Below are 21,157 nucleotides of genomic sequence, written 5' to 3'. Positions count from 1 at the left end.
CATTTAAAAGGAGGCCTTTTCATGAAACATTCATTATTGTCGTCAGAAGAAAAAATACAGTTGCTTCAAGACTATCAGCCAGGCGCTTTTTTTCTTGCTTCACCTAAACGCACGATACTTGCCGAAGGGATTTTCCAGCATATTGAGACCAATCAGCTAAATGAACTATCCACAAGGGTAGCGCATGTATTTGACGATGCCAAACAAGCTGGTATCCAAACACCGATTGTGGCTGGTGCTGTCCCATTTGATCCGGCGCAGCCCGTTCGTTTAAATGTACCAGTCCATGTACAGTTTAGTGATCCACTCGAATTTCAACAAGGTGATGAGGAGTCAGAAGCGGCATCGCCATCCTATGAGGTGACACCTGTCCCCTCTCCAGAGGTCTACATGAATGGTGTGAACGAAGGATTAGCTAAAATTGAGAACGGGGAGCTTAGCAAAATCGTACTCTCTCGATCTCTCCATCTCAAAGCAAATCGAGATATTCATACAAAAACAATACTCGAACGACTGGCTCGTCATAATACGACTGGCTATACGTTTGCTGCAAATATAGCTGACCCGAAGGCTTCCCAAAAGCACACACTTCTTGGAGCAAGCCCTGAACTGCTTCTTTCAAAAACTGGTTCATCTGTGATTTCCAATCCACTCGCTGGTTCTCGGCCGCGCAGTTCAGATCCAGTAGAAGACCAGCGCCGCCGCGATGAACTCCTTACCTCAGCGAAGGATTTACACGAGCACGCAGTGGTTGTTGAAGCTGTCACTAAAGCGCTTACTCCATACTGTCATACACTAGATGTGCCTGCATCACCATCCGTCATTCAAACAGAAACGATGTGGCACTTATCTACTGTCGTAAAAGGTGAATTAGCAGATCCCAATGTGTCCTCAATTGATATAGCACTTAGCCTTCATCCAACACCCGCAGTATGCGGCACACCTACAGCAGATGCACGTGAAGCCATTCAAGCGATTGAACCCTTCGATCGAGGATTTTTCACAGGAATGATCGGTTGGGCAGATACAAATGGTGATGGTGATTGGATTGTCACCATTCGTTGTGCAGAAGCTGAGGGTCATTCTCTCCGTCTCTTTGCTGGTGCAGGAGTGGTCAAAGGATCAAAGGCAGAAGAAGAGCTAGCTGAAACATCTGCAAAATTCAACACGATGCTTCACGCGATGGGCATCCATCAGTGATAAAAATAAATAGGAGATGACAAAACATGTTTGTTCAACCACCTACATGGCCAGAAGAATTTGCAAAACGCTACCGTGAAAACGGCTGTTGGCGTGGGGAAACCTTTGGCGGTATGCTTCGTGAACGAGCCGCATCGCTAGGAAATAAAACAGCCATTACATACGCTGATACGCACATAAGCTACCAAGAACTTGATCAGCGCGTCAGCAGTCTTGCCGCCGGTTTTCATCAGCTTGGAATTCAAAAAGGAAGTCGAGTTGTCGTGCAGCTTCCTAACATTCCTGCTTTTTTTGAAGTCATTTTCGCTTTATTTCGAATCGGTGCTTTACCCGTCTTCTCTCTGCCATCTCATAGAAGCAGCGAAATCACTTATTTTATTGAGTTTGCCGAAGCAGATGCATATGTCATACCAGATATTGATGGCGGCTTTGATTATCGATCACTCGCACGTCAAGTGAAAGAAAAGCTTCCCTCATTACCTCATGTCATTGTTGCAGGGGAAGCTGAGGAATTCCTTTGCTTGGATGATCTGCGCAAGGACCCAGCACTTGATCCTCAAATTCATGTAGAGGCAAGCGATATTGCGTTTCTTCAGTTATCTGGAGGCAGCACAGGCCTTTCAAAGCTCATTCCTCGTACACATGATGACTATATTTATAGTCTTTGGAAAAGCAATGAGGTGTGCGAGCTCACACAAGAAAGTGTGTATCTAGCTGCACTTCCAGTTGCGCACAACTATCCATTAAGTTCGCCTGGCGTCCTTGGAACGTTATACGCAGGCGGAAGAGTCGTTCTTGCACCTGGATCAAGCCCTGATGTCGTCTTTCCACTCATTGAAAAAGAACGGGCGACCATTACCGCTGTCGTTCCACCTATCGCATTGATTTGGCTAGAGGCCGCTCCTCATCGATCAGATGACTTATCGAGTCTTGAAGTCTTACAAGTCGGCGGTGCTAAATTCAGTGCTGAGGCAGCAAAACGAGTGAAGCCTGCCCTTGGATGTAAGTTACAGCAAGTTTTTGGCATGGCAGAAGGTCTGGTCAACTATACCAGATTAGATGATCCTGAACATATCGTAATTCATACACAAGGACGCCCGATGTCTGAATATGATGAGGTACTAGTGGTAGATGATGAGGACAAGCCCGTCCCGCATGAAGTGGCTGGACATCTTTTAACAAGAGGGCCTTATACGATTCGCGGCTACTATAAAGCCGATGAACAAAACAAAAAAGCATTTACACCCGATGGCTTTTACAGAACAGGTGACATCGTGCGATTAACCAAAGAAGGAAATGTTGTTGTAGAAGGCAGAGACAAGGATCAAATCAATCGTGGCGGCGAAAAGGTTGCCGCAGAAGAAGTTGAAAACCATTTACTTGCGCATCCTGACATTCATGATGCCGCCATGGTATCCATGCCGGATCCATTTCTTGGCGAACGCTCATGTGCCTTTGTTATCGCGAAAGGAAACAACAAACCAGCACCACTCGTCTTAAAATCATTTCTAAGAGAACGCGGGCTCGCAGCCTATAAAATTCCTGACCGCATTGAATGGATCGATGCGTTTCCACAAACAGGTGTAGGCAAAGTCAGTAAAAAAGCATTAAGAGAATTAGCTGCAACCCATACTGCCAACGTATAAAAAATGAGGAGTGAAAATCATGGCAATCCCTACTATTCCTGCATATCCAATGCCAAGCACACAAGATTTACCCGAAAATAAAGTGAACTGGATACCTGATCCGAAACGTGCTGTTCTACTGATACATGACATGCAGCAATATTTTTTAAATGCATTTCAACAAGATACATCACCGATCACAGAGTTAGTTCAGCATATTGAACAATTACGTGATACATGCAATGAACTTGGCATTCCAGTCGTCTATACAGCTCAGCCTGGTGACCAAGACCCGAAGGATCGTGCCTTATTAACAGATTTTTGGGGACCTGGACTTGGTGATGATGAAGCATTGACAAAAATCATTGATCAGCTTGCTCCATCTGAAGCAGATACAATGCTGACAAAATGGCGTTATAGCGCATTCAAGAAATCCAACTTTTTGGATATTCTTCAAGAAGGCGGGCGTGATCAACTGATCATTACTGGCGTATATGCACATATTGGCTGTATGCTGACAGCCGCAGAAGCATTCATGCTCGATATTGAAACCTTTTTTGTCGCCGATGCCGTCGCTGACTTTTCATTGAAACATCACAAAATGGCGATGACCTATGCAGCCGAACGCTGTGCAGTCACCACAACGACAAACCAAATCATCAGTCGTTTAACAGGACAAGAAGCAAACAGTGATGATTTATCCTTTGAGGCCATCGTTCACCAAGTAGCTGAGTATCTCCAAATCGAGCCAAATGAAATACCGCTTGATGAGAATCTCGTCTACCTTGGACTTGATTCTATTAGAATGATGAGCCTAGCAGAAAAGTGGAGACAGCAAGGAGCGGCAGTCAATTTCGTTGAGCTTGCAGCAAATCCAACGCTCACTCATTGGCGGACTCTTCTTTTCCCAGAAAAGCAGCCATCTATCCCAAATATCGATTACTTGTAAAGGAGGTATAGACCCTTGTCGATCCAGTCAGTCGATTCATTCCCACTAACCGGTGCCCAATCAGGCATTTGGTACGCGCAGCAGCTTGATCCAGCTAATCCTATTTTCAATACAGGAGAGTATATAGATATTAAAGGTCCTATTGATCCCATACATTTTGAAGCCGCCATTAGAAAGACTGTCTTAGAAGCAGATTCCTTGTATATGCGCTTCATTGAAGATACTGACGGTCCAAAGCAATGGATGACATCTAAGAAAGAAATTCCATTCCAATTGATTCATTTACAAAATGAAAAACAGCCGCTTGATGCGGCTAAAGCATGGATGAAGGCAGATCTTTCAACACCAGTCTCTTTAGAGAAAGATGTATTATTCCGTGAAGTACTTTTTCAGCTTGCTGACGACCGATTTATCTGGTATCAGCGCATTCATCACATTGCCATTGATGGATTCGCCTTTTCGCTCATTGCACGTCGTGTTGCTGAGGTCTATTCAGCCTTATCGCAAGGGACACCTATGCCTCCTCAAACATTTGGATCCTTACATGACGTAGTCCAAGAGGAGCTCACCTATCAACAGTCCAATCGATATGAAGCTGATCAAGCGTTTTGGAAAAATCGCTTCGCTGATCAACCGGAAATTGTCAGCCTTGCTGAGCTTGCCCCAAGAACGTCGGATCATTTTATTAGAAAAACGGCTGGCTTCGATGCCGAAAAGGTAAGCAAAATGAAAAGAAATGCTCAAGCCTTCGGTGGTACGTGGCATGAAATGATCCTTGCAGCATCCGCATTATATATGCATCGTATGACTGGTGCACATGATATTGTTTTAGGACTTCCTGTGATGATGCGCCTTGGATCGTGCGCCTTACAAACACCCGGAATGGTCATGAACCTGGTACCATTTCGTTTAACATGCAAACCAGAAATGACACTCTCAGCTCTTGTTCGCCAAGTATCTGAGGAACTAAAAGCCATTCGCCCTCATCAAAGATATCGTCACGAGGACATGCGGAGAGACTTTAAACTCATCGGAAGAAATCAGCGATTATTTGGCCCACAGATCAATATCATGCCATTTGATTATGATTTCATGTTCGATCAGAGCATTGGTCAAGCACATAACCTTTCAGCAGGACCCGTGGATGATATATCGATTAACATATACGATCGCGCGGATGGGAACGGATTTCAAATCGACTTTGATGCAAACCCTGCCGTTTACAAAGAGCAAGCAGTTGACGCTCATCAGCAGCGTTTTCTGCAATTGCTGGAGGAAATAACCGGACTAGAGCAAGATCAGACAATCAGTCAATTCAACCTTCTTTTGTCTGAAGAAAAAGAGAACATCCTCAAGCACTGGAATGATACAAAACGAGAATTACCAAAGGAATCTTTACGGGAACTATTTGAAAAACAAGTGAGCAAAACACCACAAGCAAAAGCATTACAGTTTGAAGGAATTACTTTAACCTATGAAGAGTTGAATCAGCGGGCTAATCAATTAGCTCATTATTTGAAAAAACATGGCATTGGACCAGAACAATTTGTCGCAATTGTTCTGCCTCGATCCATCGATATGGTTGTAAGTCTATTAGCCGTCGTCAAAACGGGAGCCGCATATCTGCCACTAGATCCTGATTATCCTAACGATCGTGTCGCCTATATGCTAGAAGATGCCAAACCGGCGTGCTTGCTCACAATTAAAGAGACAGCAGACGGTTTGAACCATCCGCACATCGTTCAATTGGATGATGCAACTGTCCACCAGGAGATAGCAAACAGTCCACATCTCAATCCGACTTGGAGCGATGGCTCTCCACATCACCCCGCCTACATCCTGTACACATCAGGATCGACAGGCAAACCAAAGGGTGTTGTTGTAACAAAACGAAATGTGATCAACTTTATATTGTCCATGCAAGATTCATTTTTATTAGATCAAGAAGATCAGCTTTTAGCGGTAACGACCATTGCCTTTGATATTTCCGGGCTAGAAATGTTCCTCCCGCTTTTACATGGGGCTGCTATTTTATTAGCAAAAAAAGAAACCATACAAGAACCAGCAAAGCTTTCAGACATGATTCGTTCTCATCATGTCACCATCATGCAGGCAACGCCAACGTTGTGGCATGCATTGGCAGATGAGTACCCTGACGTGATAACAGGTATGCGTGTTCTTGTTGGAGGAGAAGCACTCCCTGCTTCCCTTTTGCACACATTGCAATCTCTTCAATGCGACATTACTAATTTGTACGGACCTACAGAAACGACGATCTGGTCTACGATGGAAAATGTCACAGCACACCGGGAGAATAGCGGGCCGGCAATCGGTAAACCCATTTGGAATACGAGCATTTACATTTTAGATGAAGGACTAAACCCAGTCCCAGCAGGATCAATTGGTGAACTTTATATTGCAGGTGAAGGAGTATCCAGAGGATATCTTGGACGATATGATTTAACGGCTGAACGTTTTGTCGCTGATCCATTCAGCACAAAAGGCACGAGAATGTATCGTACCGGTGATTTAGCCAGATGGCGTGAAGATGGTTCGATTGATTATATCAGCCGTGCCGATCATCAAATTAAAATACGCGGCTTCCGTATTGAACTAGGTGAAATCGAAACCGTAATGATGCAGCATCAAGCCATAAAGCATACATCTGTTATCGTTCGTGAGGATCAACCTGGGCAGCAGCTTCTTTGTGCGTATGTTGTGCTGACAGATGGCTCTTCTCTGCACCCTTCAGAGCTCAGGCAGTTTGCGGCTTCATTACTTCCTGACTACATGGTGCCCTCTGCTGTTGTCGTGTTGCCAGAACTTCCACTTACACCAAACGGCAAAATCGACCGCAAAGCATTACCAGCACCAAATATGTCTTTAGTCAGTTCTGAGCGGACACCTAGAACACCACAAGAAGACATGTTATGTAGTTTATTTGCAGAAACCCTTGGCCTATCTCAAATTGGCATAGATGATAGTTTCTTTGACTTAGGAGGACATTCCTTACTCGCCGCTCGCCTGCTTAGACGTATACGCGATACACTTGGTGCAGACCTAAGCATGAGTACCATTTTTGAATCACCTCGGGTTGCTGATCTTGCGCAGCATATTGACAAAGCGAAGGACATTCGGCCGCCACTTCAGGTAGAAGACAAGCCAGATGAGATTCCGTTATCCTTTGCCCAAAAACGGCTCTGGTTCCTTCATTGCCTTGAAGGGCCAAGTCCAACTTACAATATTCCACTTGTCATTCAACTGACAGGTACACTAGATCAAACAGCTCTCATTGGTGCTTTGGCAGATATCACTGAAAAACACGAAACCCTTAGAACCATTTTTCCAGATAAGAATGGTATGCCAAGACAGGTCATTTTACACCCGAAAAGTGTTCAGCCTGAACTCCATGTCACAGCTTCAAGCGATCAAAAAATTGAGAATCAGTTAAACGAAGCCATTCGGTATAGCTTTCAAATTGAAGAAGAACCTGCACTTCGAGCTGAATTATTCACGCTTGATGCAAACCGATCCGTACTGCTTCTATTGCTGCATCACATCGCTGGTGACGGCTGGTCACTTGCACCATTGACACGAGACTTAGCTGCTGCTTACGAAGCCCGTATACAAGGAAAATCCATCTCCTTGCCAGCAGAACCTGTTCAATATGCTGACTATGCTATTTGGCAGCAGAAGCTGTTGGGCAGTGAAGAAGAGACGGATAGTCTATTTGCCAAGCAGCTCAGCTATTGGAAAGGTGCCTTACATGACCTGCCCGAAGAACTTGAGCTTCCCTATGACTTCCCGCGTCCACAGGAAGGAAGCTTCAACGGTGCGACGATAGACTTTACGATTGAACCCGCTTTACATCAGAACCTTCTTGAGCTTGCAAAGCAGCATCAAGTGAGTTTGTTTATGGTGCTTCAAGCATCACTTGCAGCATTACTGACACGCCTTGGGGCCGGTACAGATATCCCAATCGGCAGTCCGATTGCTGGACGGAATGACGATGCACTTGACGACATTGTAGGCTTGTTTGTGAACACACTAGTATTACGTACAAATACAGCTGGTAATCCAACCTTTAGTGAGCTATTGAAGCGAGTGCGAGACGTTGACCTAGCAGCCTATGAGCATCAGGATCTGCCATTTGAACGGCTAGTCGAAATCCTAAACCCAACCCGGTCCAGATCAAGAAATCCATTGTTCCAGGTCATGCTAGCCTTCCAAAATACACCGAAGGCAGAAATGAAGCTGACACAACTTGACTCAGATCTTTACGTGAAACCAGTAGGGTCAGCTAAATTTGATCTGACCATCGAATTAACAGAACAAAGAACGGAAACTGGGTCAGCAGCAGGTTTAACAGGATTGTTTGAATTCAGTACAGATGTATTTAAACAAAGCACCATTCGAGCAATTGCTGACAGAATGAAGCGATTTTTAACTGAAGTGACTGAGCGCCCACACGTGCCGATTGGTCAAGTGAACATTTTATCAGATAAAGAGCGGCAAACATTTCTCCCTGATAAAAAGACATTCGCTCAGTTAGATCAAGCACATAGTCTCCCGGCCTTATTTGAAAAAACGGCGCAGCAATACCCTGATCGAGTGGCTGTAACGTATGGCAATAGGCAGCTGACCTATGGTGAGTTAAACAACAAAGCCAATCGTCTTGCTCATTTATTAATAGAAAGAGGCGTTGGACCAGAACAGTTCGTTGCACTTGCCCTGCCTAGATCAATCGATATGCTCGTAAGCTTATTAGCCGTTCATAAAGCAGGCGCAGCCTATGTTCCGCTTGATCCAGATTACCCAGCAGACAGACTGGCATACATGATACAAGATGCCAAACCCGTTTGCAGCATCACAACAAAAGCAGATGCAATACACCTCCCTGCTGATTGCGATTTGATTTTGTTAGACGAAAAGGAAACGAGCGATCAATTGCTGACAATGCCAAATCACAATCCGGCTGATATAGACAGAATTGAGCCGCTATCTTCTCTGCATCCGGCCTATATTATTTATACATCCGGTTCTACAGGCAAACCAAAAGGAGTGGTCATCCCACACCAAAATGTCATCCGTCTTCTGACATCTACTGAACATTGGTTCCAATTTAATGAAGAAGATGTTTGGACAATGTTCCATTCATATGCCTTTGACTTTTCAGTATGGGAAATTTGGGGACCACTTTTATATGGCGGCCGGCTTGTCATTGTACCTCATACCATCTCTCGCTCTCCAGAAGAGATGCTGCAGCTTCTAGTCGAGGAGGGTGTAACTGTACTTAATCAAACACCTTCTGCCTTCTATCAGCTCATGCAGATAGACAAGGAACAACAAACACTAGGCCAAGCATTATCACTCCGCTATGTCATCTTTGGCGGTGAAGCATTAGAGCTTAGCAGATTAGAAGATTGGTACAGCCGTCACTCAGACGGTAAGCCAAAGCTCATTAACATGTACGGCATTACAGAAACCACCGTACACGTTACTTACAATGAACTCAATCGAGATATGATCACAAAGAACTCCAGCAGTTTAATAGGCGAATCGATTCCTGATTTACATGTGTACGTACTAGATGAATACCTGCAGCCTGTTCCCCCTGGGACGACAGGTGAAATGTATGTAGCTGGAGCTGGCCTTGCAAGAGGTTATCTAGGCAGACCTGACCTGACATCAGATCGATTCCCTGCCGATCCTTATGGCGCACCTGGCACAAGGATGTATCGCACAGGCGACCTTGCGCGCTGGACAGAAGAAGGGGCTCTTGATTACATTGGCAGAGCTGATCATCAAATTAAAATACGCGGCTTCCGCATTGAACTTGGAGAAATCGAAGCCGTTCTGGCGCGCCACGATGCAGTTGCACAAGTTGCCGTCATGATGCGAGAGGATCAGCCTGGCGACAAACGCCTAGTCGCCTATATCGTCCCAACTGAAGAAAACCGTTTCGATACAGAGACCCTTCGTCATTTTGCAGCAGCCAGTCTTCCTGATTACATGGTGCCCGCGGCATATGTACAGATTGACGCCATGCCGCTTACAGCAAACGGGAAGCTTGATCAAAAATCACTGCCAGCCCCTCAATTGCATTTACAGCAAACGGATGGCCGCGGCCCAAGAAACCCGAAAGAGGAAATCCTATGTCATCTCTTTGAAGAGGTGCTTGATTTGCCTAAAATCAGCATAGACGATCGCTTTTTTGACATTGGCGGGCATTCACTGCTTGCAGTTCGTTTAATCAGCCGCATTCGTGATGCACTTGGTGTCAAACTAAGCATTGGAACATTGTTTGAAGCACCAAATGTGGCAAGTTTGGCAGAGAAACTAGAAACAGGAAGCGATGAAAACGCACTAGACATCTTGCTGCCGCTGCGAACAAATGGAGAAAGGTATCCTCTTTTCTGTGTTCACCCAGCAGGTGGTCTGAGCTGGTGCTATGCAGGTCTCTTGAATACATTAGAGAAAGACATCCCTATTTATGGATTACAGGCACGAGGAATCGCAAGAAAAGATGACTACCCGCACACACTAGATGATATGGCTGCGGATTACATCAAGCACATCCAAACGATTCAGCCAAAAGGCCCTTATCATCTTCTTGGCTGGTCATTAGGTGGAAACGTTGTACAGGCAATGGCTACACAGCTCCAGCAGCAAGGTGAAGAAATCGCACTCGTTGCGATGCTGGATGCCTATCCAAACCATTTCTTACCGATTAAAGCAGCACCTGATGAGGAAGAAGCACTAATCGCTCTTCTTGCGCTTGGCGGTTATGATCCAGATACCTTAACAGGTGAACCGCTCACAATGAAAAGTGCCGTCGACATTTTGAAAAAAGATGGCAGTGCACTAGCAAGCTTAAGTGAAGATGCCATTAGAAATCTAAAAGAAACCTATGTGAATTCAGTTCGATTGCTCGGAGAATATCAGCCAAAAACTTATCAGGGGGACATATTATTCTTTAGATCTACCATTATCCCAGATTGGTTTACACCAATTGATCCTGAAGCATGGGCACCTTATATCAATGGAACAATTGAACAGCACGACATTCATTGCCGGCACAAAGACATGTGCCAGCCTAAACCCCTAGCAGAAATTGGTGTCATCTTAGACAACGCACTGCTTCGGGTCAAACAAAAGCACTAAGAATAAAGGAGAGATGACAAATGACAAATCCCTTTGATCGTGAAGACGGTGTATTTCTTGTGCTGGTCAATGAACAAGGACAGCATTCACTTTGGCCATCATTTGCACCAGTGCCAGATGGATGGGAAAAGGTCTTTGGTGAAGACACTAGAAATGCCTGCATCGATTATATCCAGACACACTGGCAGGACTTGCGGCCATTAAGTTTAACAAAAGAACCAGCGCTAGCTCATGGAAAAACGGAATAAATCATCGCACCCTGATCTCACTCAGGGTGCGATGATTGTTGAAAAAAGGGCTAAAATGATCTTGATTTTAGCCCTTTGTCTTCTTTTCAGCGTGATAGAAAACCTTTGCAGCCCTAGGAAGGGCGAGCACCGGAACGGAGCGAATTTGACATTCGTGAGTACCGGCGCGCAGACCTGCGGGCGAATGCGAGGGTTTGTCTACACGCTGCGCACCCTGATCTCCATCAGGGTGCTTTTTTGACAGAATAAACATCACCATCTTTCAGCTCATTCTGCTACAATTTAATTGAGAATGTTTATCAACTAAAAAGAGATCAGGTGGTTTTATGGGAAACAATAATCAATTACGTACGTTGGCAAATGCCGAACAATTCATCTATCGATTAACAGATACTGAAAAAATAAATAATGCAGAGCTTCCACATACGGAGCAGCAGCTATCAGATACATTCTGCCTCCTCTTCAGCATAAGCGGCAGCGGTTTACTCACATTGAACGATCAAAAATGGCGATTGAAACATCTGACTCTCTATACGATCATGCCTGGGGAAACATTTATGTTGAAAACAGAGCCTTATCAAAAACACGAGCTCTACCTTTTTCGCTTTCAGCTCTACACGCTGCAAAATCAAAACATAGGAGAAGTATCACCGGAACATGCCCGTTCTTTACTGAATAAATGGCAATTTATCGATATTAGTTTGATTGAACACATTCATTCTTTACTGTCCGATATGACAGAGGAATGGCAAAGACCTGAATCCATTAGCTTTTTTAGAAGCCAAACTCTTTTCCAGCAGCTTATTATGCAGCTTTTTACACTGCATAAAGAAGATATTTGTGACACGGCACATGCCCTTTTCAAAACAAAACAATATATCGATCAACATTCCGAAGAACCCCTCAGCCTGACAAGTCTATCTCATATGGCTGGTATCAGCGCCAATCATTACAGTGAGCTATTTAAAAAGCATTTTGATGTGAGTGTCACTGATTATATCACCAAGAAAAGGATGGCTAGAGCCAAACAATTAATGGCAAAAGGCAACGCAAAGCTCAAAGACATTGCACTTGAAATCGGCTATCAAGATCCGTATTACTTCAGCCGCATCTTTAAGAAAAAAACGGGCATGACCCCTTCTACTTATATGAAAAGCCGTCAGCGGAAAATTGCAGCCTATGGCCATTCCATACTCGGCCAGCTCACACCCATTCATATCATCCCATATGCTGCTCCCCTTCACCCAAAATGGACAGCACATGATTTTGAGCATCATGCAGAAGAAATTCCGATTCACCTGAGTGCACATCGGATCAACGAGCACGCTGAAGCCAATTTACAGCTATTAAAGGAAACAAAACCTGAGCTGATCATTGCCAATGATCATGTGACAGAGGATGAAAAACAAGTGTTAAAAACCATCTGCCCTGTTCACTTTGTTCCATTCACACAATTGGATTGGCGCACTCAATTTAGACAAACAGCTACGTTCCTAAACGAAGCGAACGAAGCAGAAGAATGGTTGATTCATTACGAGGAACTCGTCAATCAAGCGAAAAAGGCATGCCTTTTTGATCATCCACCAAAAACCGTCCTGCCTCTTCGTATCTTTCAAGATCAGCTCTATTTGTCTGTGAATCGCACCATGTCAGAAGTAATTTTTCAAGACATTGGCCTTCTGCCAGCTTTTCAGAATGATGGTCAGCTAATAGAAAAAAAAATCAGCATTCGCTCTATACAACAGCTAGATCCAGACGCCATCTTCCTCTTCCTGCATAAGGAGCCAAAAACCATTGCTTTTTATCAAAAGTTAAAGCAGCAGGAGTCTTGGCAAAATCTCAAGGCTGTGACGCAGCAAGCCGTCTATCCGCTCACTTCTGACCCTTGGCGTGAATACACAGCAGCCAGTCATCAACGAGTCATTCAGGACCTTTTATCTTTTTTTCCGTAAAAAGTCCATCTTTTGACAGAGATTTGTCTATGGATAAAAGGACGAAAGCCTAATACAATCTTTAATTGAGAACAATTATCAGTTAAAGGAGAAAACAAATGAAAAAATGGTTCGCATTGCTTATCCTTTGTATTATGACGGTCACCGCAGCAGGCTGTGGTGCTGCAGAAAATAAACCTGCTTCAAACACAGCCAAAAGCAAGTCAGCTGAAGCAGCAGAAACGAATATCAACTACTTAGATCAAACGTACAAACTCAAAACACCAGTGAAACGAATTGTCATTGCTGGAAGCCTTGAATCAATGGAAGATGCAAAATTACTTGGTATCGAGCCTATTGGTGCTTCTACTGTAGGCGGCACATTCCCTGAATTATTTAAAGACATCACAGCGAAAACGGAAGGCATCGGTGAAAAAACAGAACCGAACCTAGAAAAAATCCTAAAACTAAAACCAGATGTGATACTTGGATCAACAAAGTTTCCGCCTGCAACAATTAAAAAACTAGATAAAGTTCAAACGACGATCCCAGTATCACATGTCTCTTCCGACTGGGAAAGCAATCTTTTATTACTCGGTGAATTGACTGGAAAAAGTGAAGAAGCCAAAAACATCATCTCTGATTATCAGAAAGATCTCAAACAAGCGAAAGAAACCCTGAAAGACAAAAGCAGCAACAAAACAGCTGTCATTTTACGCATTAGACAGGGCGATCTGTACGTATACCCTGAAGACGTATACTTCAACTCTACTTTATATGGGGACTTAGGTTTTACAGTACCAAGTGATATCAAAAAAGCCAAAGCACAAGCATTGATTTCATTGGAGCGCCTAGGCGAACTCAATCCTGACTATATTTTTGTTCAGTTCTCTAAAGAAGAAAACTCATCGAATCCGAACGCATTGAAAGACTTAGAGAAAAATAAAATTTGGACAAGCCTAAAAGCTGTGAAAAATGGGCATATCAATGAAAATGTCGTTGATCCTATGCTTCAAGGAGGAACAGCACTAAGCAAAACAACCTTCCTTGACAAGGCTGTCAAATGGTTAGATCAAAACAACTAAAAAGATGCGTGATCAGATGGTTGACAAAGGGCTAAAATGTTTAGCCCTTTGTCTTCTTTTCAACGCAGTTGAAAACCTTTAGGAGAGGATACACATGAACGGAACGTTTCTATATGACGAGTTTAACGGGCGTCAGCTTGATATTTACCTTCCACCGGACGCTTCTATTGATGTTCCAGCTGTCTTTGTACAAGATGGCTCTTTTTTGTTTAGAACACACCTGCTAGAGATCGAAAGAATGATCGAAGCCAAAACCATCTCGCCAATTATCATCGTCGGCATACACCCCTTCAATCGACTTGACGAATATACACCATGGAAGGCGTCATCACTGCGATCTGGGTTTCCTGACTTTAAAGGCGAGGCACAGACGTATGTGTCATTTTTAGCGAATGACTTGCTCCCATATATCAAAAGAGAATATCCAGTTCAAGAGACCTGTCATGAACATAGCCACGTAGGTGCTTCATTAGGCGGGCTGTTTGCTATTTATACTTTATTCATGCACCCTGATCTTTTTAAAAACATCGCATCGATCTCCGGATCATTTTGGTATCAAGATTTTCTACCGTTTGCTAAGCAACAAAACATTCAGTGTGTGGATCACTTTATTTATTTGTCTGTAGGCAGTGAAGAAGGGAAAGGGAAAACATCTGCTCAACAGCACATGCCTTTATTCAACAAACAACTACATGATCTTTTATTACAGAAAGGGATGCAAGAAAGGCAGCTGCAATATCACATCGAACAAGGGGAGGGGCATCATCTGAAACAATTTCAAAAAAATTTCTTATCGGCCCTAAAGTGGTTTTATCAAAGAGAACGCTAATTTTTTATCAGCATAGCGCAAAGCCGATATGATATATTGGAACGTATAGATTGAAAGAGGAGGGATTTGCGCATGAGACCTTTACAAATCTCAGCCGATACCGCACAAAAGCTTGCTGCATCACTCAATGTACCGTTAGAACAAATTATGCATATGCCGCAGCATATCTTATTAGCTAAATTAGCGGAGCTTGAACAGAAGAAAGATCGTTCTTCTTAAAGAAATAAAGGAGTTTACATTCATGGAACAACAACTAGAAAAATCAACATTACATCCTCGCAGTACAGGACAAACCATCCTGCTGATTGCTGGAATTCTGCTTATTGCATTTAATCTTCGGCCTGCCATTACATCCGTTGGCCCTGTGATCGGCGCGATTCGCTCCGATTTACAGCTTTCAAATGGACTGGCGGGTTTTCTCACGACATTACCACTGCTTTCATTCGCATTGCTTTCTCCAATTGCCCCTAAAATCGGAAAACGACTTGGCAATGAACGAACCCTCTGGCTTGGACTTGCTGTCCTTCTCTTTGGGATTGTGATTCGCTCGTTTGGCACCATCACCTTCTTAATGATTGGCACGGCGCTGGTCGGCGTTGGAATTGCGATTTGTAATGTGCTCTTACCGGGGCTTGTGAAGCATAAATTTCCTGCACATGCAGGTTTGATGACAAGTGTATATACGACTTCAATGTCCGTCTTTGCTGCACTTGCATCAGGTGTCAGTGTTCCGCTCAGTCATACGATGCCTGGCGGCTGGAATACATCATTCCTTGTATGGGCTGGACTTGCCCTTCTCGCCATGATGGTTTGGGTGCCGCAGCTTCTTCATCAGAATACAGCGGCCGTCAAAAGCATCTCGCTCACAGAGCAGCCGATATGGCGTTCACGTGTTGCATGGCAGGTGACCTTTTTTATGGGTTTGCAATCATTCCTTTTCTATAGCAGCATCGCATGGTTTCCTGATATCTTAACATCACATGGAATGAACCTGTCGACAGCTGGCTGGATGCTGTCCATTATGCAGTTTGTTGGGCTGCCATCCACCTTCTTAACGCCCGTTTTTGCAGAAAAATTAAAAACGCAAAGACCGCTTGTCGCCGGCCTTGTCCTTGTGTATTTACTTGGCATGATTGGACTTCTTCTCGGAGGATCAACGCCTATTCTTGTCATCTCTGTTCTATTGATCGGCATTGGACAAGGGGCCAGTATCAGTCTTGCCCTCACATTCATCGGATTACGTACAACCAATATAGAACAAGCAGCTGCCCTCTCTGGAATGGCGCAGTCTCTCGGTTATTTATTAGCTGCTGTTGGGCCGTTCATGATTGGAATCCTTTTTGATTCCACACAGACATGGACACCCGCGATTATCATCTTTATTGTCATCCTATTTTTCATGTTTTTATCCGGTATGCGTGCCGGACGCAGCGTCTATATTTCAGATCCTTCATAAAAAAGAACCCGCCTCCTCGTGAGACGGGTTCTTTTCTGCTTATGCCTGCTCTGTCACATGTACCTTTAACGTTGCTTGTACCTCTGGATGAAGCTTTACCGGTACATTTGTATAACCTAACGCACGGATGGCGTCATTCAGCTCGATTTTGCGCTTATCGAGTTTAATTTGATGATCTTTTTGCAATTTATCAGCGATTTGTTTGCTTGTAATTGAGCCAAACAAACGGCCGCCTTCACCTGATTTTGCAGTGAGTTCCACTGTTAACGCCTCAAGTGTTTCTTTTAATTGTTTTGCTTGTTCAAGCTCTTGGATGGCATTCTTTTTCTCTTTGTTTTTCTGCCCTTCCAATGCGCTTAGGTTCGTTGGAGTTGCTTCAACAGCTAACCCTTGTTTGATGAGAAAGTTGTGAGCGTATCCGTCAGCTACATTCTTGACTTCGCCTTTTTTCCCTTTGCCTTTTACGTCTTTTAGAAAGATGACTTTCATCTTTGAACCCCTCCTTCGAAATATTCGTCTATGGCAGCCTTTAACTTCCCTACCGCTTCTTCAATGGTTATACCATAAATCTGGGTAGCAGCGTTAGTCAAATGACCGCCGCCGTCTAATGCTTCCATAATAATTTGAACGTTGATATCCCCTAATGATCTAGCACTAATGCATACTGTGTCGTCATCTCGTCTAGCGACAGCAAATGACGCTTCTACCTCACTCATTGACAACAGGGAATCAGCCGTCTGGGCAATCGTAATTTGATCATAATACTCCGACCTGTCAGATGGCAACGAAGCAATGGCCACCTGATTTTGATACAGCTCTGTATGCTGAATGAGTTTTGCTCGTTTGATGTAATGATCGACTGTTTCTTTTAAGAATTTTTGCACAAGGACAGGATCTGCTCCCTTTGCACGAAGGTAGGATGCTGCATCGAACGTTCTTGACCCCGTTCTCAGGGAGAAACTCTTCGTATCAACGATGATCCCAGCCAGAAGCGCAGTCGCCTCAATCATGTTAATCCGCAATTTCTTCGGCTGATACTCTAAGAGCTCTGTCACAAGCTCTGCTGTAGATGAAGCATACGGCTCCATATAAACAAGTAAAGGATCACGGATAAATTCCTCGCCTCGTCTATGATGATCAATGACCACGACGTTTTCAATCTTATTCAGCAGTCGTTCCTCCATGACGAGAGACGGTTTATGTGTATCCACGACCACAAGCAATGTGTCATCCTTTGCAAGCTCCATTGCTTCCTCTGGTGTGATAAAACGTGACCAAAGCTCTTCATAATTCTTAATTTCACTAATTAAGCGTTGAACACTGTCGCCAATCTGGTTGGCATCAATGACAATATAACCTTCTTTTCCATTGGCCTGGGCAACCTTTAAAATCCCAATGGATGCACCGATTGAGTCCATGTCTGGGAACTTATGCCCCATGATCATGACATTACCGCTTTCAGATACAATTTCTTTTAAAGCATGAGAAATGACCCGTGCGCGTACGCGTGTCCGTTTCTCCATTGGATTTGTTTTTCCACCGTAGAATTTCACTTTTCCATTCGGCTGTTTAATGGCGACCTGATCCCCGCCTCGTCCGAGGGCAAGGTCAAGACTCGACTGCGCAAGTGCTCCAAGCTCTTTCAAAGAAGGAACGGAGGCACCGATCCCGATACTCAGAGTGAGCGTCGCACTATGTGCCCCTGTTTTCTCACGGACCTCGTCTAAAATGGAAAACTTCGACGCTTCAAGCTCAGCTAAAATGCTCTCATTTAGAACCGCCATAAATCGTTCAGACGAAATTCTCTTCAGAAAAATACCGTATTCTTGTGCCCAATTGTTGAGCAGAGACGTCACTTCACTATTAATCGCGCTGCGCACTTGATCATCAAGTCCCTGCGTGACATCGTCGTAGTTGTCTAAAAAGATATAAGATAACACCGTTCGTTCATTTTCGTACTGTCGTTCAATCTGTACCTGCTCCGTGACATCAAAGAAATATAAAAGGCGCTCTGACCGTTTAATAATGACTTTGAATTTCCGGTCATTCAGCGTCACATTTTCGGTCTCGACCTCTTGTTTAATAAGAGGCACAATGGACTCGAATGTATCGTACAAGGATCTGCCGACAAGTGTGCTTTCATGAAAGCATGAAGCGAGAAACGGATTGGTCCATTCGATATAATACTGGTCATTAAACAGCATAATACCAATAGGCATCTCCATTAATGCTTCTTCTCCAACCTTTTTGACTCGATAGGATAATGTTGAAATATATGAATCAATCTCTTTCTGCACTTGCGTATCTGCCCACTTTAAGAAGTAGAGCACACCTGCAAGGACGAAAAGACCAACTGCTCCTATGATCCAATTGAAATAAAGGTTGAGGAGGACTGTGATCACCGCAAGAACAATTAACGCGAAGATCGGATACTTGATGACAGGTTTTCTATAGAAGCTTGGCACTGATATCAACTCCTCAACATTCAGAGTGAATTATTTGTTTTTTACTTTTTCTCTTAAATCAAAGCCTATGTCAGCAATCCCTATAATTCGCACAATCACACCGATCGGCGGAAAGAAAACCGTTAACACGACAGCGAAAATGGGTACCGCTTTTGAGATGTTTTTTTCGTGGCAATAATAGAAGAGAAAAGAAAATCCCTGAATAAGCACCAGTATAAATAAAATTTGAAACGCACTCGTTTGAACGAGCCATAAAAAGCTGCCTTTTTCCGTCTGAATCAGCATCAAAAGCAATGTGAGTAAATAATACCATACCATGCTTTTTGGCAGCCGCATATCCTTAAATTTCTTCAAGGACGGCATGTCTTTGACAAACCGTTTGATCAGAGGCTGCACGAACCAGTGATTCACGAAAGCCATCAGGGTGACCAAAATCAATAACGCTACAGGTAAAGCACTTAATGCCGTATCCTGCATCTCTTTAAACTGTTTGAGCTGTTTGGCTATGTCCTTTTCAGAAGCCCCGGATTGCTTTAAAACACTCTCTACCATCGGCATCATTTGCTCAATCGACTCTTTCGCAATATTCATGATATCGATTTGAAAGAGATGAACACTGATAACAAAGGAGATGAGAATACTGAACAAATAAATCAGCGCACCTGTAATGATGGCATTCCCAGGCTGCCTTCTGCTGTAGAAAACACCCATGCCTAATCCGACGGCAATTAAGATAGGTGCACTCATGAGTCCAGTTATAGACCCAATTAAAAAGCTGATCACTATGCCAATAGCGCCAGCAGCAATTCCCTTTTTCAAGCCGTGTCTGATTGTATAGAGAATGATCGGAATCGGAGCAGCTAGAAAGAAAATAATGGATAATAGCGGCACATACAAATAAAACAGCGTCATGACCGCGAAAATACTGATCATGATTGCGCCCTCTACTAACGCTTTTGTTTGTTTCACACCTTCACCTCTATCCAATCCTTTTGTCTATATCTTGCTCAATGTGTACTTCTATGTATACGTACGATGTAAGCTCCATCATGTCTTGCCCCAACCTTTATTTTACCATAGCGGTAAATCTCAAGTAAAATAAAGGCTGTCCTGGGAGCGTTTCACGTGGAACACCGATATGGAATGGCATATGCAAGTTTTCAAACAGCATGTTACAATTTTTTAGATTATTCTTAGCTATAAACCCTGAATTCAAGGTCAAAAGCTGTTAGAATAGAAACATCATCAATAAATGTAAGAAGGAGAATTCACATGGGAAAAACACTCGTATTCGGACACAAAAATCCTGACACAGACACGATTTGCTCTGCTATTGCTTACGCTGATCTGAAAAACAAAATCGGCGTTCAGGCAGAAGCCGTCAGACTTGGAGAAATTAATGGAGAAACACAATACGCATTAGATTTCTTTAAACAAGAAGCACCTCGTTTCATTGAAACGGCTGCAAACGAAACAAAGCAAGTCATTCTTGTCGATCATAACGAATTCCAGCAAAGTGTAAGCGATATTGATCAAGTACAAGTAACTGAGGTCATTGACCACCACCGTATTGCCAACTTTGAAACAAGTGAACCTCTTTACTATCGTGCAGAGCCTGTAGGCTGTACAGCAACGATCTTAAACAAAATGTATAAAGAAAACCAAGTGACGATTGAAAAAGAAATCGCTGGTTTGCTTTTATCTGCGATCATTTCTGATTCCTTACTATTCAAATCCCCAACATGCACACAGCAAGATATTGATGCTGCACATGAGCTTGCAAAAATCGCAGGGGTAGATCCAGAAGTTTACGGCCTAGACATGCTGAAAGCAGGCGCTGATCTAAGCCAAAAAACGGTTCAAGAATTAATTACACTTGATGCAAAAGAATTCGCACTAGGCAAAAGTAAAGTGGAAATTGCACAAGTCAATACAGTAGATATCGCTGAAGTGACAGCAAGACAGGCTGACATTGAAGCAAAAATTAATGAAGTCATTGCAGCAAAAGGTCTTGATCTATTTGTTTTAGTCATCACAGACATTTTAGAAAATGACTCCCTTGCTCTTGCACTAGGTGCAGAAGCAGCAAAAGTAGAAAAAGCATTTAACGTCACGCTTGAAAACAACACAGCTTTACTAAAAGGTGTTGTATCAAGAAAGAAACAAGTCGTACCTGCACTGACAGACGCACTTTCTTAATAAAAC

Annotated in this window: 14 protein-coding genes; 11 read left to right on the top strand and 3 right to left on the bottom strand. The window is 43.6% G+C overall.

Features of this window, described 5'->3' with window-relative positions; all coding sequences use genetic code 11:
* Positions 1-21: 21 nt before the first annotated feature.
* The 10 genes from dhbC to M1D84_RS00175 all read left to right on the top strand — a co-directional run bounded on the left by dhbC (position 22) and on the right by M1D84_RS00175 (position 16,487).
* A complete protein-coding gene (dhbC, locus tag M1D84_RS00220) occupies positions 22-1,200 on the top strand; it encodes an isochorismate synthase DhbC (RefSeq protein ID WP_185854011.1) in 1,179 nt (392 codons plus the stop codon).
* 26 nt (positions 1,201-1,226) lie between these two features.
* Positions 1,227-2,846, top strand: a complete 1,620-nt coding sequence (locus M1D84_RS00215; RefSeq protein WP_332285540.1) for a (2,3-dihydroxybenzoyl)adenylate synthase — start codon at positions 1,227-1,229, stop codon at positions 2,844-2,846.
* A 19-nt stretch (positions 2,847-2,865) separates the two neighbouring features.
* Positions 2,866-3,774, top strand: a complete 909-nt coding sequence (locus M1D84_RS00210; RefSeq protein WP_332285542.1) for an isochorismatase family protein — start codon at positions 2,866-2,868, stop codon at positions 3,772-3,774.
* A 15-nt stretch (positions 3,775-3,789) separates the two neighbouring features.
* Positions 3,790-10,938: an amino acid adenylation domain-containing protein gene (locus tag M1D84_RS00205; protein WP_458106364.1), complete on the top strand. Its 7,149-nt coding sequence runs from the start codon at positions 3,790-3,792 to the stop codon at positions 10,936-10,938.
* Positions 10,939-10,958: 20 nt separating this feature from the next.
* Complete coding sequence (locus M1D84_RS00200) at positions 10,959-11,186, top strand: MbtH family protein (protein WP_025093680.1); 228 nt, start codon at positions 10,959-10,961, stop codon at positions 11,184-11,186.
* Between the two features lie 326 nt (positions 11,187-11,512).
* Positions 11,513-13,138, top strand: coding sequence for a helix-turn-helix domain-containing protein (locus M1D84_RS00195; protein ID WP_332285545.1), 1,626 nt, complete (start codon positions 11,513-11,515; stop codon positions 13,136-13,138).
* Between the two features lie 98 nt (positions 13,139-13,236).
* Entirely contained in the window at positions 13,237-14,202 is a 966-nt protein-coding gene (locus M1D84_RS00190) for an iron-hydroxamate ABC transporter substrate-binding protein (protein ID WP_332285546.1), read from the top strand.
* 94 nt (positions 14,203-14,296) lie between these two features.
* Positions 14,297-15,031, top strand: coding sequence for an alpha/beta hydrolase (locus M1D84_RS00185; protein WP_332285548.1), 735 nt, complete (start codon positions 14,297-14,299; stop codon positions 15,029-15,031).
* Positions 15,032-15,103: 72 nt separating this feature from the next.
* Positions 15,104-15,250 carry a YycC family protein gene (locus tag M1D84_RS00180; RefSeq protein WP_064498621.1) on the top strand — a complete coding sequence of 49 codons (147 nt, stop codon included), beginning with the start codon at positions 15,104-15,106 and terminating at the stop codon, positions 15,248-15,250.
* 22 nt (positions 15,251-15,272) lie between these two features.
* Positions 15,273-16,487, top strand: coding sequence for a CynX/NimT family MFS transporter (locus tag M1D84_RS00175; protein ID WP_122632128.1), 1,215 nt, complete (start codon positions 15,273-15,275; stop codon positions 16,485-16,487).
* A 39-nt stretch (positions 16,488-16,526) separates the two neighbouring features.
* Here the strand turns inward: M1D84_RS00175 and rplI are convergent, their stop codons facing one another.
* From rplI to M1D84_RS00160, 3 genes are read right to left on the bottom strand one after another with little or no spacing between them, the layout of a single operon-like run.
* The gene (rplI, locus tag M1D84_RS00170; RefSeq protein WP_008359128.1) at positions 16,527-16,976 is read right to left on the bottom strand and encodes a 50S ribosomal protein L9; all 450 of its coding nucleotides are present in this window, start codon (positions 16,974-16,976) and stop codon (positions 16,527-16,529) included.
* Positions 16,973-18,952 (bottom strand): DHH family phosphoesterase, encoded by a 1,980-nt coding sequence (locus tag M1D84_RS00165; protein WP_048238316.1) that lies wholly within the window; start codon positions 18,950-18,952, stop codon positions 16,973-16,975. The genes rplI and M1D84_RS00165 overlap by 4 nt, the downstream gene beginning before the upstream one ends.
* A gap of 30 nt (positions 18,953-18,982) precedes the next feature.
* Complete coding sequence (locus M1D84_RS00160; RefSeq protein WP_024424047.1) at positions 18,983-19,921, bottom strand: YybS family protein; 939 nt, start codon at positions 19,919-19,921, stop codon at positions 18,983-18,985.
* Between the two features lie 303 nt (positions 19,922-20,224).
* On the opposite strand from M1D84_RS00160, the gene M1D84_RS00155 reads away from it, so the two are divergent.
* A complete protein-coding gene (locus tag M1D84_RS00155; protein ID WP_024424048.1) occupies positions 20,225-21,151 on the top strand; it encodes a manganese-dependent inorganic pyrophosphatase in 927 nt (308 codons plus the stop codon).
* The last annotated feature ends 6 nt before the right edge of the window (positions 21,152-21,157 follow it).

The organism is Bacillus sp. PK5-006, assembly GCF_054161415.1.
The sequence above is the reverse complement of the archived record's forward strand: the minus strand, read 5'-3'. Positions and strand labels throughout refer to the sequence as shown.